This window comes from Curtobacterium sp. L6-1, from assembly GCF_018885305.1.
In the GTDB taxonomy this organism is placed as follows: Bacteria; Actinomycetota; Actinomycetes; order Actinomycetales; family Microbacteriaceae; genus Curtobacterium; species Curtobacterium aetherium.
The window spans coordinates 1,547,385-1,563,231 of the sequence record NZ_CP076544.1 but is presented as its reverse complement, the minus strand read 5'-3'; the positions used below and the strand labels follow the sequence as shown (position 1 = coordinate 1,563,231).

General features: G+C 71.9%; 12 protein-coding genes. 5 read left to right on the top strand and 7 right to left on the bottom strand.

The annotated features are described in order from the left end of the window. The first annotated feature begins 142 nt into the window (after positions 1-142). The gene (locus KM842_RS07165; protein ID WP_216261763.1) at positions 143-334 is read left to right on the top strand and encodes a hypothetical protein; all 192 of its coding nucleotides are present in this window, start codon (positions 143-145) and stop codon (positions 332-334) included. Between the two features lie 149 nt (positions 335-483). Beyond that, complete coding sequence (locus tag KM842_RS07160; RefSeq protein ID WP_367397716.1) at positions 484-3,981, top strand: TM0106 family RecB-like putative nuclease; 3,498 nt, start codon at positions 484-486, stop codon at positions 3,979-3,981. A gap of 55 nt (positions 3,982-4,036) precedes the next feature. Here KM842_RS07160 and KM842_RS07155 read toward each other — a convergent pair whose 3' ends face one another. The 5 genes from KM842_RS07155 to KM842_RS07135 form a co-directional block, all read right to left on the bottom strand. After that, positions 4,037-4,840, bottom strand: a complete 804-nt coding sequence (locus tag KM842_RS07155; RefSeq protein ID WP_216261762.1) for a hypothetical protein — start codon at positions 4,838-4,840, stop codon at positions 4,037-4,039. A 271-nt stretch (positions 4,841-5,111) separates the two neighbouring features. Further along, positions 5,112-5,792, bottom strand: a complete 681-nt coding sequence (locus KM842_RS07150) for a GOLPH3/VPS74 family protein (protein ID WP_216261761.1) — start codon at positions 5,790-5,792, stop codon at positions 5,112-5,114. After that, complete coding sequence (locus tag KM842_RS07145; RefSeq protein ID WP_216261760.1) at positions 5,792-6,241, bottom strand: SseB family protein; 450 nt, start codon at positions 6,239-6,241, stop codon at positions 5,792-5,794. Before KM842_RS07145 ends, KM842_RS07150 begins: the two co-directional genes overlap by 1 nt. Positions 6,242-6,436: 195 nt before the next feature. Beyond that, positions 6,437-7,240, bottom strand: coding sequence for an SDR family oxidoreductase (locus KM842_RS07140; RefSeq protein ID WP_216261759.1), 804 nt, complete (start codon positions 7,238-7,240; stop codon positions 6,437-6,439). Positions 7,241-7,431: 191 nt separating this feature from the next. Continuing rightward, entirely contained in the window at positions 7,432-8,301 is an 870-nt protein-coding gene (locus KM842_RS07135; protein WP_216261758.1) for an HNH endonuclease family protein, read from the bottom strand. Between the two features lie 124 nt (positions 8,302-8,425). Between KM842_RS07135 and KM842_RS07130 the strand changes: the two genes are divergently transcribed. Beyond that, positions 8,426-9,205: an aldo/keto reductase gene (locus tag KM842_RS07130; protein WP_216261757.1), complete on the top strand. Its 780-nt coding sequence runs from the start codon at positions 8,426-8,428 to the stop codon at positions 9,203-9,205. Between the two features lie 227 nt (positions 9,206-9,432). Here KM842_RS07130 and KM842_RS07125 read toward each other — a convergent pair whose 3' ends face one another. Continuing rightward, positions 9,433-12,732 (bottom strand): DEAD/DEAH box helicase, encoded by a 3,300-nt coding sequence (locus KM842_RS07125; protein ID WP_216261756.1) that lies wholly within the window; start codon positions 12,730-12,732, stop codon positions 9,433-9,435. 84 nt (positions 12,733-12,816) lie between these two features. Here KM842_RS07125 and KM842_RS07120 point away from each other — a divergent pair, with 84 nt between their 5' ends. After that, positions 12,817-13,260 (top strand): BLUF domain-containing protein, encoded by a 444-nt coding sequence (locus KM842_RS07120; protein WP_253206295.1) that lies wholly within the window; start codon positions 12,817-12,819, stop codon positions 13,258-13,260. A 353-nt stretch (positions 13,261-13,613) separates the two neighbouring features. Then, a complete protein-coding gene (locus tag KM842_RS07115; protein ID WP_253206293.1) occupies positions 13,614-14,267 on the top strand; it encodes a M15 family metallopeptidase in 654 nt (217 codons plus the stop codon). A 99-nt stretch (positions 14,268-14,366) separates the two neighbouring features. On the opposite strand, the gene KM842_RS07110 is transcribed toward KM842_RS07115, so the two are convergent. Continuing rightward, the gene (locus tag KM842_RS07110; RefSeq protein WP_216261754.1) at positions 14,367-15,785 is read right to left on the bottom strand and encodes an amino acid permease; all 1,419 of its coding nucleotides are present in this window, start codon (positions 15,783-15,785) and stop codon (positions 14,367-14,369) included. Positions 15,786-15,847 lie beyond the last annotated feature (62 nt).

Here is a 15,847-nt window from a genome sequence, read left to right as displayed (position 1 = left end):
GAAATGTCAGCGAACACTAGCATCGCCGTGCCGGGCTCGACCGAACGCGGCAGGGGGACGGCCGTGGGTGCGGACGAGCACGACGACGACGTTCAGTGGCTGCCGTGTCTCCGGGAACGCGTCGGGGTTCGCCTCCGCGACCGTGACGCTCTACGACGAGCGCGGTCTGCTGCCGGACCAGAGCAAGGGCTCGAAGACCAACCGTTGCGGCAAGAGCGACTGGGGTGTGATGACCCGGTCCGACCGGTACCACTGGACGATCTCGAAGATCAACGGGACGTCGTACGCTCCCGAACTCCGACTCTCGGTGAACTCCGTCCGACAGACGTACTGAGCACCCGCAGCCCGGTCGTCGCGGTGGCGGCCGGGCTGCTCCGTCCGGCTCCGGCCTCGCCGATCGGGGAACGCGATGGCCCACCAGCACCGGTCGGTGGTCGCCCCTAGAGTTCCAGGGCAGCGACGACACGGACGGCAAGGAGCGCAGTGCAGATCACCGAGGACGGCCGAGCCATGCTCAGCCCCAGCGACCTCACCACGTGGGCGACCTGCGAGTGGGCGGTCCTCCGCCGCCTGGACGTCAAGCTCGGTCGCGGGGAGCCCCTGCCGGACGAGCACGACGACATGCTCGACCGGACGGCACGCCTGGGGGACCAGCACGAACTCGACTACCTCGAGATCCTCAAGCAGACCCACGACGTGGTGGAGTTCGACCGCCCGGCTCCGCCGCAGTACGCCGAAGCGGCCGAGCAAGCCCTCAGAGCGATGCGGGACGGCGCGGACGTCCTGTTCCAACCGACGTTCCACGTCCCCGCGTCCGCGGACGGCACGGGCTTCATCGGCTTCGCTGACTTCATCATCCGCAACGCCCGCGGTGAGTACGAGGTGTACGACACCAAGCTCGCGCGGCACGCCAAGATCAGCGCTCTGCTGCAGCTCGCCGCCTACGCCGAGCAGATGCGGGCGAACGACATCCCGACCGGGCAGCAGGTGCACCTGGTCCTCGGCGACCGGACGACGACCACACACGAGCTGGCCGACATCGTGCCGGTGTACCGCACCCAGCGGGCCGAGCTGATCCGGGTGATCGCCGAGCGCTTGGCTGCCGACGAACCGATGCAGTGGGGTGACCCGCGCTACTCGAGCTGTGGCCGGTGCTCCGCGTGCCAGCAGGAGGTGCAGCGACACCGGGATCTGGTCCTCGTCGCCGGCATGCGCCTCGACCAGCGGACGAAGCTGATCCGGCAGGGGGTCCGGTCGATCGACGACCTGGCGGTCCGGACCGCGCCGGTGGCGACCATGTCGAAGACGACGCTGGATCGTCTGGTGCGGCAGGCGAGCCTCCAGATCGAAACGGAGCGCGCAGTCAACCGCAGCAACGCTGCCAGCCCGAACGGAGGGCCGGCCTTCGACGTCATGGACCCGCGGGCACTCGACGCGATCCCCGCCCCCAACCCGGGCGACGTCTTCTTCGACTTCGAGGGCGACCCGCTCCACACCGAGGACGGCGTGCACTGGGGCCTCGACTACCTGTTCGGCCTCGTCGACGACCAGGCCGAGTTCCGCGCGTTCTGGGCGCACACCATCCGCGATGAGCGACGAGCCCTCGAAGACTTCCTCGCGTTCATCGCCGACCGCCGCGAGCGGTACCCGGACATGCACATCTACCACTACGCCGCGTACGAGCGGACACATCTGCTGTCCCTCGCCGCCCGGCACGGGGTGGGGGAGGACGCGGTGGACGACCTCCTGCGCGCCGGCGTCCTGGTCGACCTGTACCCGATCGTGCGGAAGGCCCTGGTGGTCGGCAGCCGCAGCTACTCGATCAAGAAGCTCGAGCCGCTGTACATGGGCGACGACCTGCGCCTGAGCGACGTGACGAACGCGGCTGACAGCATCACCGCCTACGTCGACGCGATCGAGGAGCTCCGCAGCGGCGACCCCGCCGAGGGGCAGCGGCAGCTCGACCAGGTCGCCGACTACAACGCCTACGACTGCCGGTCGACGCTGCGCCTCCGCGACTGGCTGCTCGGCCTCCGCGCCGAACACGCGCCGGACGCCACCACCACGACCGAGCTCGAGGGCCTCCCGCCCATCCCGGTCGAGCGCGAGCCGAACCCGGTGACCGTCGCGCTCACCGAGTACCTCGGCGACGTCGACGCCCTCGACCGCACGCCTGACCAGACCGCGCTGGCGCTCGCCGCGGCGGCGATCGACTACCACCGCCGCGAGGCGAAGACCTTCTGGCAGGACCACTTCGACCGCCTCCGCAACCCGGTCGACGAGTGGGCGGACACGCGTGACGTCCTGGTCGTCGAACGCGCCTCCGTCGAGCGCGACTGGGCGACGCTGCCGCGCGCCCGCTCGCTGTCACGAGAGATCCGGGTGTCGGGGACGCTCGCCCCGGGCTCGCGGCTCCGGCCGGGAGGCTCGCCCCACCTCGTCTACGACGACCCACTCCCGGCGTCGATCGCCGCCCCGGGCCCCGGTTCCAAGGGTGCGACGGACCGTGCGGTCATCCTCGAGGTGTGGGACAACGGCGATGTCACCGAGGTGCTGCTCCTGGAACGCATGCCGGTCGGCGGGGGAGAACCGCACACGGACTTCCCGGTCGCCCTCGCACCGTCGTCGCCGCCCCGGGCGAAGCCGCAGCCCGAGGCGATCGCCGAGTGGGGTGCCGAGGTGCTCGACGCGCTGCCCGAGATGCTGCCCGACCCGGCGCTCGACCTCCTCCGGCGGGTGCCGCCGCGCGGGCCCCTCGCGCCCGTCGTCGGCGACGACACGGTGAGCGCCGTGGTGGCGACCCTGCTGGGACTGGACCGGTCGTACCTGGCGATCCAGGGGCCTCCCGGCACCGGCAAGACGTACGTCGGGTCGAACGTCGTCGCGAAGCTCGTGCGTGAGCACGGGTGGCGTGTCGGCGTGGTCGGGCAGTCGCACGCGACGAGCGAGAACTTTCTCGACGCCGTCATCGCCGCCGGTGTGCCGGCGGAGCGGGTCGTGAAGCAGCCGAAGAGCGGTGCCGACGCCGAGGAGATCGAGGCGGCGCAGTGGACGCCCGTGAAGAACGGCGCTGCGATCGCGGCGTTCCTGCAGTCCTGCGCCGACACCGGCACCGGGGGAGTCGTCGGCGGGACGGCGTGGACCTTCGCGAACGAGTCGACGACCGGCCGGCGCTCCCTGGACCTGCTCGTCGTCGACGAGGCGGGGCAGTTCTCGCTCGCGCCGACGATCGCCTCCGCCGTCGCCGCCACACGCCTGCTGTTGCTCGGTGACCCGCAGCAGCTCCCGCAGGTGTCGCAGGGGTCGCACCCCGAGCCGGTCGACCAGTCCGCGCTCGGTTGGCTCGCGGACGGGGAGCACGTGCTGCCGCCGGAGTTCGGGTACTTCCTGGCGAAGACCCGGCGGATGGAGACGGCCCTGACCGCCGCGGTCTCCGGGCTGTCCTACGACGGGCAGCTCGCGTCGATGGTGTCCGGGCGGCACCTCGACGGCATCGACGCCGGCGTCCACCCGGTGCCGGTGCTGCACGCGGGCAACACGACCTCGTCACCGGAGGAAGCGGCGCAGGTCGTCGCCCTCGTCGCGGACGTCGTCGGCCGGACCTGGACGGACGAGCAGGGTACGCGACAGCTGACCGACGAGGACGTGATCGTCGTCGCGCCCTACAACGCGCAGGGCGCGGTCGTCCGGGAGGCGCTCGACCGGGCGGGCTTCCGCGGCACGCAGGTCGGGACGGTCGACCTGTTCCAGGGCCGGGAGGCGGTGGTGTCGATCACCTCGCTGGCCGCGTCCTCGGCGGCGGACATCCCGCGCGGGCTCGACTTCCTGCTCATGCCGAACCGGCTGAACGTCGCGCTGTCGCGGGCGAAGTGGGCGGCGTACCTGGTGCACTCGCCGGCGCTGACGACGGCGCTGCCGCCGTCGATCCCGGGGCTGGCGCTGCTGTCGCGGTTCATCGAGTTGGTGGGACCGCGGGGCTGAGGCCCACGCAGCACTGAACCGGTGGCGGATCCGTCCGAGATCATCGGTGGCGACGTCAGTGCGCCTCGACGACACCGGTCCGTGAGTCGTAGGTCGCCGTCGCGCCGAACTGTGCACCGACGACGGACACGGACCACGAGGCCGCATCGGCTGACACCGAGTAGGTCACCTGAGCGCCCGGGGGCAGGGCGACGAGCGGTGAGCCGTCTGCGAGCGTGATCCGGTGCTGTGGGGCGGACTCGACGACGAGGGCCGGAGGGAAGGGTCCGGCCTCGAACCGCTGTCGGAGCACGAAGGACAGTGTGCCGACCGTCTGCATGAGCGCGGACCGCTCCTCAGCGGCCGTCAGCGGCGGCAAGGGCGCTGCCGGCACGGTCACCGCGGCCGGCGGCGCTTCGGCGGTCGACTGCCCGACCTCGGCGGGCCCGCCCTCGCCCGCGACCGCCGCGGGTGCATCCGCTTCGACCGCTGCGGGTTGCCGCTCGGCCTCGGGCAGGGTGAGCGTTCGCTCGGTGTGCTCGATGGCAAGCGAGAGCGGCGGGAGGACGATGCCGGTCGTGCTCAGCCCGAAGGCGAGTACCGCGTAGGCCATGAGCGCCGACCCGATCCCGCCGAGGAGCGCACCACCTCGGCCGAACGCCCTGACCGTCGGTGAGCCCCACCGCGCGAGACGGACGGCATGGGTCCCGACGACGATCGCCGTCACGCCGATGGTCGAGGCAACGAAACCGGTCGAGACCCCTTCGTGCTGCGGCTCGACCAGTGCGAGCGCGACGCTGCCGCCGCCCAGGAGCATCGACAACCAGGCGAACGCAGCGGGGCGCGTCCGCGCTCGAGTCGGAGCGGGTGCCAACGTCATCGTCGCGATCGGCGGCACTGAGCGCCCACCGCGTGCTCGATCCTCTGACGGGGACCAGTCACGCGGCCCCGGACCACCTAGTGGCATCGTCGCTTCCCCCAGTTCACCGTACGAGCCGGACCAGTTTGGACCGGACCCCCCAGGTCGGCGCAGCCCCAGTTCTGGTGCGGTTCGGATGGCGCCGGGCAGCCGGATGTCCTGCTCGGGGAGTCGGTCCTCCTGCCCACCCGCCGGGGCTGCACCGACGGTGCAGAGTGAGGCGTCGTCGCTGTCAGCTGCTGCCGCCGTCCCCACCGCCGCCGCCGTCCCCGCCACCGCCGCCGTCCGCTCCGTCGATGCCGCCAACGGAGGACTCGGCCTGCCGGATCACGAACCGCACCGCCTCCGCGATCCAGTCACCCTGGGTGATCCACCGCACCCGCGCCCGGTCCTGCGGGCCGAACTGCGTCCGCAGCGACCGGGTCGCCTGCAGGAGCCCGATGAGCGCGGTCGTGAACGGGGTCGGCACCGCCTGGCCCTGCAGGACCGCCCAGAGCTCGGCGCGCAGGGCCTTCTCGGGACCGCCGTCACGCTCGGGCCACCGCACCGAGGGGAAGATGCCGAGGACGCGCCGCTCCTCACGAGCGAGGACCCCGCGGTGGACGAGGCCGCCGAGGACGGCGTCGCGGAGCCCCCGGTTGCCCAGGCGCGAGACCCAGCTGGTGGGACGTCGCGGCGACGGCGCGGCCTCGAGGAAGTGCACGAAGCCGTCGATCGCCGGGTTCCCCGTGGGCGGTGCCTTGGCGACGACGACCCGCTTCCGCTCGAGCGAGACCTGTCCGCGGAGGGCGAGGTCACCGAGCGCCGCTCCGGCCAACCCGGCGTCGAACGCCTGCCCGGTGGCGAGCAGTCGGCCGCCGGGGTCGAGGAGCAGGAGCGCCAACGCTTCCGGCAGCGTGAGCGACTCGGACATCAGGCCGGGTCGGAGTCCGACGGGGCGTCGTCGTCGGTCGGGACGCCGCGGTGCATGCCCTCGCGCAGCCCGGCGATCACGTCGGCCTGCAGGAAGTTCGCGGCCTGGGCGCTGGTCGGGTCGACGACGATCCCGAACTCCTCGGGCAGGGCGCTGACGAGTTCGGCCATCGGGGTCGCGCGGGCCTCGAGGCCCGGGAGGCTCGTCCGCAGCTCCGACGGGTCGGTGAAGACCGGCACGAACTGGCGGTCGCGGATGACGACGTGCGCGACGCTGCCGTCCTCGGGGTCGCCGTCGGCGCCGTCGGTCTTCCACGGCACCCAGGCGGCGCTGCCGAGGAAGCCCTCGGCTGACTCGCTCATGCGACGTCGCAGTTCACCGGCGTCGTTCGGCACCGCATCCTCGGCACCCGGGCCGAAGGCCGAGCCGGTCGTTCCGTTCGCGCTCATCGCGTTCCCCTCCACGGTCGTGTCACCGGCCATGCTGCCACGGCGGGACGGCCGGTCGTGGCGGGGCGCGCCTCCAGGCCGAGGACCGGGCCGTCGCGAGGACCGGGCCGTCGCGAGGACCGGGCTGTCGCGAGGACTGGGCCGTGGCGAGGACCCGGCCCGTGGCGAGCGGGACGGGCCCGCTCGCCGGGACGGTCAGTACGCGGCCGACTGGCCACCGTCGATCGGGACGACCGCGGCGTTGACGTACGAGGCGTCCTCGGAGAGCAGGAACGCGACGACCGCGGCGATCTCCGGGGCCTCGCCGTAGCGCTTCGTGGGGTTGCCCTGGATGAAGTCCTCGGCGGCCCGGCGGGGGTTCTCCGCGTCGATCTGCTTCATCGAGTTCTCGACCATCGGCGTCCAGATGGCGCCCGGGGCGATCGCGTTGATGCGGATGCCGAAGCGGCCGTACTCGACGGCGGAGTTGCGGGTGAGTCCGACGACGCCGTGCTTGGCGGCCGCGTAGCCGGACTGGTTGCCGACGCCGCGGATGCCGCCGACGCTCGCGGTGTTCACGACCATGCCGGAGCCCTGCTCGCGCATGACGGCGAGGACCTTCTCGAGCCCGAGGAACACACCGCGCAGGTTGATCGCGACGACCTTGTCGAACTCGGCGGCGGTGAACGACTCGGTGAGGTTCTGCTTGCCCTCGATGCCGGCGTTGTTGAAGAACCCGTCGATGCGGCCGAAGCGCTCGCGGGTGGCGGCGACGTACGCCTCGACCTGCGCCTCGTCGGACACGTCGGCGACGGTGGTCAGCACCTCGGCGTCGGGCGTCGTCTCGAGCACGGCGGTCTTCGTCCCCTCGAGGCCCGGCTCGGACACGTCGACCAGGGCGAGCTTCGCTCCTTCGGCGGCGAGCCGGACGGCGGTCGCGCGGCCGAGGCCGGAGCCGCCGCCGGTGATGAGGACGACGCGGTCGGTGAAGCGGGTGCTGGTGGAGCTGGTGTCGGTCATGGAGGCCTCCTGCGGTCTTCGACGGTGAAGGGCTCGGGGTCCGGGGGCGGTGCGCTGCGTCGCGGCACCGGGCGGCGAGTCCGGTCCGACGGAACGCCCGCCGGACGCGACTTACGCTACAGGTGTCGTCTGACTGCGAGCGGTGTGGCGCGGGCCGAGGTGGCCTGGCGCGACGTGCGGGCGGCTCCTGCTCAGCAGGTGCTGAGGACCCGCTCCATCGCGTCGCGCTCGGCCGGGACGACCCACAGCCGGTAGGTCGCCTTCACCGTGATCTGGTGGGCGACGTACTCGCAGCGGAACCCCTTCGCCGCGGGCAGCCAGGTCGCGGCGTCGGCCGACCGCTTCTGCGCGTTCGACCGACCGTCGACGGCGAACAGGTTCTCCGGGTCGTTCGCCAGCGCCTCCCGCTGGGCCTGGCTCAGCCGCTGGGCCCCGGTCCGCCAGGCGTTCTCGAGCGCGACGACGTGGTCGATCTGCACGAGGGTCGAGGTCGTGTTGCCGCGCACGAACGCGATCGCGGCGCCGGTGTAGGGGGAGACGAGGTCGCCCGACAGAACCCTGCACGGCCCCTGCCGGACGACGTGCGTCAGGTCGCGGGCCAGGACGTCGTTCCGGGTGTCGCAGCCGTTGTGGTCGACGTCGAGCCAGGCGGTGCCGAAGTCGGCCTCGCGGTCGTAGCCGGTCGACGGGCTCCGGCCCTTGACGGGCAGCGTCGCCAGGAGGGCGCGGGCGGCGACTGCGTCGGTCCTGGTCCCACCGGCGGCGGCGGCGGTCCCGGTCGGCCGGGAGGCGCGGCTCGGCTCCCCGAGGCTGGCTGCGGGGACGGACGTGGTCTCGATGGTCGGCTCGTCGCTCGGTGCCGTGCCGGTGGCCGGTGTGCTGTCCGTGATGCTCGTGGTCGGTCCGGCGCCCGGGGCCGAGTCTGCGCCCGCGTCGGCATCGGCAGCGGCGCCTGCGGAGAGGACCCCGGAGGACAGGAGCGCCCAGACGCCCACGGCGACGACGAGCGTGACGATCGAGGACTGGACGGTGGTGCGGCTGCGGCGTCGGCGGGACGTCATGCTCGGTGGTGCTCCTGGTGGTGCTCGGGGGACCCGTCGATCTTGGCGGAAGCCCCCGACACCTCTCTGCTCGCCGCTCCGCACACCTGGGACCGGTCATGGACTGCGCGCGTAGCAAGGGACCATGACCGACTACGCACGACCGTCCGTACCCGTCACCGGGGGATCGATGCCGCTCCTCGGCTTCGGCACCTGGCAGATCGAGGAGCCTGACGCTCCCGCCGCGGTCGCCGCCGCCCTCGAGGCCGGCTACCGCCACATCGACACCGCGACCGGCTACCGCAACCAGCGCGGGGTCGGGAAGGCGATCGCCGAGTCCGGCCTGGCCCGCGAGGACCTCTTCGTCACGACGAAGCTGCCGCCGGACAACGCCGACCGCGTCCGACAGACCATCGAGGAGAGCCTCGACCAGCTCGGCCTCGACCACCTCGACCTGTGGCTCGTGCACTGGCCGCCGAACGGCGAGGCACGCCCCGACGTCTGGCAGCAGCTCGTGGAGGCGCAGCAGACCGGCCTGACGAAGGCGATCGGCGTGAGCAACTACTCGCTCGACCAGATCGACGAGCTCATCGACGCCACCGGTGCCACGCCGGCCGTGAACCAGATCCGCTGGAGCCCGGTGGAGTTCGACCGTGCCGTGGCCGACGGCCTGCGCGACCGCGGGGTCGTCCTGGAGGGCTACAGCCCCTTCAAGGCGAGCAACCTGCAGGACCCGACCCTCGTGGACATCGCGCAGGCGCACGACGCCGACGCTGCCCAGGTGATCGTCGCGTGGCACGTCGCGCACCAGTTCGTCGTCATCCCGAAGTCGTCCAACCCGGACCGCATCCGCTCGAACGCCGCGGGCGCGACCCTCGAGCTGACGCCGGACGAGATCGCGCGGATCGACGCCCTGAGCAACTGATAGGCCGCGGCGAGACGCCGCCGCGCTGCCGAGACGCCGCCGACCACGTGAGACGCCGCCGGATCCGGCGGCGTCCCGGGAGGTCTGCGGCGTCTCGCGCAGACGGGCGTGTCTCGCAGCCGCGCGTGTCCCGCGCCGCGCGGCGCGGCGCGGGACACACCACGGCCGACCAGCCCGACCCCGAGCCGGCCCGAGCCGCCGTACCGGACCGGTGCCGCGCCTCCCGGTCAGGACAGCAACGAGCGGATGTCGTCCGCGCTGAGCCCCTCGGCGAAGAGCGCGTCGTCGTCGATCATGGTGGCGAACAGCTGCGCCTTCCGCTGGGCCAGCGCGAGCACCTTCTCCTCGATGGTGTCCTCGGCGATGAGCCGTTCCACGGTGACCGACCGCGTCTGTCCGATGCGGTGGGTCCGGTCGACGGCCTGGTTCTCGGCAGCGGGGTTCCACCACGGGTCGAGCACGAAGACGGTGTCCGCTTCGGTCAGGGTCAGGCCGAAGCCACCGGCCTTGAGCGAGATCAGGAACGCGGGCGCGGTGCCGTCGCGGAAGCGGTCGATGACGGCTCCGCGGCGGCGGGTGGAGCCGTCGAGGTACTCGTACGCGACGCCGCGGGCGTCGAGCGCGTCGGACACCATCCGCAGGAACGACGTGAACTGACTGAACACCAGGGCTCGTCGCCCCTCGGCCGCGAGCTGTTCGAGTTCGTCCAGCAGCAGGTCGAGCTTCGCGCTCGGGACGTCGTCGTGGTCGCCGGAGACCAGGGCGGGGGAGAGCGCGAGCATCCGGAGCAGGGTGAGCGACCGGAAGACGATCATCCGGTTGCGGTCGAGGTCGTCGACCAGGTCGAGCACCTTGAGCCGCTCCCGGTTCAGCGTCGTCTCGTACAGCTCGCGGTGGGCGGGGTCGAGCGTGACGCGGACGACCTGTTCGACCTTCTCGGGCAGGTCGGCGGCGACGCTCTCCTTCGTCCGCCGGAGCATGAGCGGCCGGATGCGCCGCCGGAGCCGGTCGGTCAGTTCCTTGCGCGCAGCGCCCTGGAGCTCGGGCGAGGCGAGGGGCTTCACGTAGTCGTCGCCGAACCGCGTCCACGAGGACAGCAGCCCGGGCGTGACGATCGAGAACAGCGCCCAGAGGTCCGCGAGCCCGTTCTCGAGCGGCGTCCCCGTCACGGCGATCTTCACCGGCGCACGGACCTCGGCGGCGACCCGGTGCGTCTGCGACTGCGGGTTCTTCACGAACTGCGCCTCGTCGAGGAGCAGCGCCGACCACGTCAGGTCGAGGTACGCCGGTGCGTCGAGACGGAGCAGCGCGTACGAGGTCACGACGACGTCCGACGCGGCGGCCGACCGGGCGACCCGCGCCGGGTCCTTGAGCGAGGTCGCCGCGACGGTCGTCACCCGCAGGGACGGCACGAACTTCGCGGCCTCGTCCGCCCAATTCCCGACCACCGAGGTCGGCGCGACGACGAGGAACGGCGGCGCGTCCGGTGCCGCTGCCCGACGCTCGGCGATCATCGTCAGCACCTGCAGGGTCTTGCCGAGCCCCATGTCGTCGGCGAGCACCCCGCCGACCCCGTGCTCGACCAGGAACGACAGCCACGCGTACCCGTCGCGTTGGTACGGGCGGAGTTCGGCGTGCACGGTCTCGGGGACGGCGAGGTCCGTGGGCGCCGTCGCGTCGAGCAGCCGTCCGGCGATCTCCTGCCACCGCTCGTCGTGCTCGGTCTCGTCGGCGAGCTGGTCGAACTCCGCCCACAGCGCTGCCCGGTACGGCGTGACGGTGAGGGGCTGGTCGGGCTCCCACTCCTCGAGCTCGCGGGCCTCCTCGATGATCTCCTTGAGGCGGTCGAACGCGGGGTCGGCCAACGACAGGTACGAGTTGTCGACGAGCTTGAGCCGCCGGTCCCGTTTGGCGAGCGCCCGGAGCAGCGGCGTGAACGGGATCTCCTTGCCGTTCACGCTGACGATGATCCCGAGGTCGAACCAGTCGTGCTTGTCGGACGGCATCGTGGTCACCCGGATGTGGGGTCGGCCGCTCAACCGCTCGTAGTCGACGCGCTCGCCCTGCACGACCACGCGGACGCCGGCCGCAGGCAGCGCGGGCAGCAGCTCGTTCGCGAGCACGGCCACGTCGGCACCGTCGATCGTGCCGTCCGCGAACCAGTCGAGTCCGCCACCCGGCCCCGGGACGTGGTCGTCGTCGGCGGCCCGCACACCCGACAGGTCAGGCAGCGGCCCGTGCAGCGACACCGGGTCCTTCCGCCCGTCGACGGTCCAGCGCCACTGCAGGTGCGCCCGGTCGTCCGTCCGCGGCGCCCGGGCCGGCTCGAACGTCACCGAGAGCACGAGTTCCGGCGGTGTGCGCTCCGGCAGTTCCAGCGACCCGTCGGAGCTCACCAGCCCGAGCGAGCCGCGGAGGCGCGGCGACCAGTCCGCCAGGAACTCGTCGACCTCGTCCGTCGGCACGGTGATCCGCGCGGCGTCGACGAGCATCCGGCGCTGGTCCTCCGGCACGGGTGCTGGGGTGGGGGCGAGAGCGACGTGGAACTCGGGTGACTCGCGGAACGCGTAGACGCCGTGGTCACCGACGACACGGGCGGCACCCTCGGCGACGGGGCGACCGTCGAGCACCGCGCTGGCGCCGATCACGAGCCCCTCGGCCGTCCGGGTCGCGTCGAGCAGCACCCGCGCGTCGACGCCGAGGTCCACCCCGCCCTCGCGCTTGCCCGTCACGAACGCGATGCCGAGCGGCCCCGCCTGCCGGAGCAACGGCCAGAGGAGCGGACTGCGGAAGTCGTCGAGGTGGATCCAGTCGCTCTCGCCCGGCAGTCCGGCCAGGGCACCGGCGCGGTGCAGCGCGGCGAACTGCATGAACCACCCGTGCTGCTCGGGTTCGAGACCGAGCCGGTTCATCGAGTAGGGGAGCGCGCCCCACGTCAGCTGCCCACGCACCCAGTTGCCCGCGGCGCTCCGGCTGACCGGACGCACCCCGAGCCGCACCGCGCGCGAGGCGACCGGCATCGGTCGACCGGCGGCACGCGCCCGGCCGGCGAGCCGTGCCGGCACGGCGTCGCGCAGCTCGAACTGGAGGCCCATCCCGCCCGGCGCAGGTCGGCCTGCGGACCCGACCGCGTCGTCGTCGTCACCGGCGAGGCGGGCGAGGTCGCGCCTCCAGTCCGGGGTCGGCGCCGTGGGCGCCTGCGTGCGCGGGCCGGCCTGCGCGGCCAGGGCACGTGCGTTGATGGTGAGGAGTGCGGCGGCGACGTGCTTGCACTCGCCGCCGAGGGGGCAGGTGCAGCGGCTGCGGACCGGGCGGACGAACTCGCCGCGGGCGATCGTCGTCTCGACACGGACCTCGTACGGGTCGTCCGCGCTGCCGCCCACGGTCGCGGTGATCGAGCCGTCCTCGTCGGTCCAGGTGGCGTCCTCGACCAGGCCGGCGCGCACGACGTCGCGGGCGCGTCCGAACGTCTGCGGTCCGACGAAGCGGATGACGTCGACGGCATCGATCATCGGGACGGCTGGCACAGGGACATCGTGCCAGGCCCCTCCGACGATCAGCCCCGTTCTGGGGAGCACGCGGGGCCCCCGGAGACGGGAGGATGAGTCATCATGCTGCAGTCACTCGTCTACATGAGCTCGGCCACCCAGCCGTTCGACGCCGAGGCGCTCGAAGAGGTGCTCGAGTACTCCCGCGTCCGGAACACCCAGGACGGGCTGACCGGGCTGCTCGTGCACCGGGCCGGACGCTTCATGCAGCTCCTCGAGGGGCCGCACGACGCGGTGATGGCGACGTACAGCCGCATCGTCGGCGACCCGCGGCACGACGAGGTCCGGCTGCTGGTCGAGGAGTCCATCCACACCCGTCGGTTCCCGGATTGGACGATGGCGTTCGACCGCGGCGACCAGGTCGAGCCGCCCGAGGGGTTCAGCGACTTCCTCGGTGGTGGGGACGCCAGCGCCGACCGGAGCAAGCCGCGCGAGCTGCTCCGCTGGTTCCGGAACCACCCGATGGCGGCGCCGACCGCCTCGCTCGGCAAGCACCGGCGCGACTGACCGGTCTCCTGCGGAAGCCACCCGACGACGGCGTGGAACGGAAGGCCCAGTTGTGGGGGTCCCCGTGCGGGGGCAGAACTGCGATTCTGCTCGCGGGGGAACACGAGGGGCGTGGTCTCCCAGAGGGGAGCACGATGACGAGCAATCCTGACGGGCACGAGGGCGAGGGGCCACCCGGAGGCCCACGAGGAACGAGTCGACGGTCCGTGTTGCTGCTCGCGGCAGCCGCAGCCGCGACGCTCGGAGCTTCGACGGTGAGTGGGACGACCAAGGCGAACGCCGCTGTACCCACCGGACCACTGGGGCCCTCGTACCCCGAGACCGGACCCGGTGCGGGATCGAGGTCGTCCGCGATGCGGGCCGCTGCTGCCTACCCGAACGGAGAGATCCCGACGTCGCAACTGGTGCTCGTCGCGGTCTCGACACTCGGTCTCGGTGATCAGTACCTGGTCGCCGGTGCTGCCGCTTCCTACCGGGCGATGAACACGGCCTTCAAGAAGGCCCTCGGGACGCCTTTGACGATGGCGGAGGCGTACCGGAGCCGCGCACGTCAGCAGTACCTGTACGACGGGTACATCGCCGGGGAGCCCGGCTTCAACGAAGCGGCGCTGCCAGGCACATCCGTCCACGGTCTCGGGCTCGCGGTCGACTTCAGCGGAGGCGTCGACAGCTACGGTACGTCGGCCAAGACCTGGATGAACGCCAACGGTCCGAAGTTCGGTTGGCAGCCCAAGGGCGATGGATTCAAGAAGAAGGAGCCGTGGCACTTCGAGTACGACGGCTCGTACACACCTGGCGACTCAGACCAGACAAACACAGGAGAAGACGACTTGTTCAAGATCATCGAAGCCGCAGAGACCGACAACATCTTCATCGTCGGGCCGGCCGGCCGCGCGACGATCTCGAGCCCGAGCCACGTCAGCCTGTTGCGGCGGTTCCAGAAGCAGGACTCGCTCCTGACCGTCGAGGTGGACATCTGCATCAGCTACATCCGCAAGGTGTACTGACCCGTCCGGATCGGCCCGCACTGGGGCACCAGCGGCCCGGCCGTCTCTCGTGGACGGTCGGGTCGCTGCCGTCCAGGCGACGTCGTCTCCAGCGATCCCTCAGCGCGCGGTCGGCTCGGCCAGCTTGCTGTGCTTCCGCGAGTAGCCGAAGTACACGCCCAGCCCGATCGCGAACCAGATCGCGAACCGCACCCACGTCTCCCACTGCAGGAACGACACCAGCCACAGCGAGGCGAGCACCCCGATCGCCGGGACGACCGGCATGAACGGCAGCCGGAACTGGCGGTCCAGGTCGGGCTGCCGGTAGCGGAGCACGATCACCGCGGTGCAGACGACCACGAACGCGAGCAGGATGCCGATGTTCGTCAGCTCGGCGACGACCCCGATCGGCAGCACCCCGGCCAGCACGGCCGACGCGATGCCGAGGATCCAGGTGACCCGGGTCGGCACGTGGCGCTTCGGGTCGGTCTTCGCGAACCACTTCGGCATGAGGCCGTCGCGGCTCATCGAGAACCAGACGCGCGAGGCGCCGAGCATGAACGTGACCAGGACCGTGACGATGCCGACGATGGCTCCGATCGCGATGACGTTCGCGACGCCGCCGAACCCGACCGACGCGAACGCGGACGAGAAGCCGGACGCCGGGTCGATGTCCTTGTAATCCTGCATCCCGGTGAGCACGAGCGTCGCGAGCACGTAGAGCACCATCGAGATGCCGAGGGACAGCAGGATCGCCTTCGGCATGTGCTTCCGGGCGTCGGTCGACTCCTCGGCGGCCGTCGACATGGCGTCGTAGCCGAACACGGCGAAGAACACCGTCGCGGCACCGGTCATCACCCCGCCGAAGCCGAACGGGAAGTACGGCGAGTAGTTCGCGCTGTCGATGTGGAACACCCCGAGCACGACGATGAGCACGACGAGCGCGACCTTGATGCCGACCGCGACGAACTCGAACCGGGCGGCGCTCCGGATGCCCCGGGTGAGCACGAACGCGGTGAGCAGGCAGAGCGCGATGGCGAAGACGTCGACGACGTGCCCGTCGCCGGTGCCGGGGGCGCCGAGCATCCAGGCGGGCAGGTCGATGCCGAACTGACCGACCAGGAACCCGACGTAGCCGGAGATCCCGATGGCGACCACCGCGACGATCGCCGTGTACTCGAGCAGCAGGTCCCAGCCGATGAACCAGCCGACGATCTCGCCGAGCACGGCGTACCCGTACGTGTAGGCGCTGCCGGCCTTCGGGATGAGGCCCGCGAACTCCGCGTACGACAGCGCGGCGGCGGCGCTCGCGACCCCGGCGACGAGGAACGAGATGAGGACGGCCGGTCCGGCGACGCCGTTCGCGACCGTGCCGGCGAGGGTGAAGATCCCCGCGCCGATGATCCCGCCGATGCCGATCGCGGTCAGCTGCCAGAGCCCGAGGTGCCGTTTCAGACCGCCCTCGCCCCCGGAGCCGTCGTCGATCGTGTCGATCGGCTTCCGGCGGAACAGGGTGGAGGTGCGCGGCGTCGTTGCCATGCCGACCATCCTGCACCCGTCACGGCGGAACGGCACCCGCTCGTCCGGACGTGGGGCGGGCC

Coding starts and splice junctions, on each gene's coding strand:
- KM842_RS07155 (WP_216261762.1), bottom strand. CDS start 4,840: ATGACGTTGGCACCCGCTCCGACTCGAGCGCGGACGCGCCCCGCTGCG.
- KM842_RS07150 (WP_216261761.1), bottom strand. CDS start 5,792: ATGTCCGAGTCGCTCACGCTGCCGGAAGCGTTGGCGCTCCTGCTCCTC.
- KM842_RS07145 (WP_216261760.1), bottom strand. CDS start 6,241: ATGAGCGCGAACGGAACGACCGGCTCGGCCTTCGGCCCGGGTGCCGAG.
- KM842_RS07140 (WP_216261759.1), bottom strand. CDS start 7,240: ATGACCGACACCAGCTCCACCAGCACCCGCTTCACCGACCGCGTCGTC.
- KM842_RS07135 (WP_216261758.1), bottom strand. CDS start 8,301: ATGACGTCCCGCCGACGCCGCAGCCGCACCACCGTCCAGTCCTCGATC.
- KM842_RS07130 (WP_216261757.1), top strand. CDS start 8,426: ATGACCGACTACGCACGACCGTCCGTACCCGTCACCGGGGGATCGATG.
- KM842_RS07120 (WP_253206295.1), top strand. CDS start 12,817: ATGCTGCAGTCACTCGTCTACATGAGCTCGGCCACCCAGCCGTTCGAC.
- KM842_RS07115 (WP_253206293.1), top strand. CDS start 13,614: ATGCGGGCCGCTGCTGCCTACCCGAACGGAGAGATCCCGACGTCGCAA.
- KM842_RS07110 (WP_216261754.1), bottom strand. CDS start 15,785: ATGGCAACGACGCCGCGCACCTCCACCCTGTTCCGCCGGAAGCCGATC.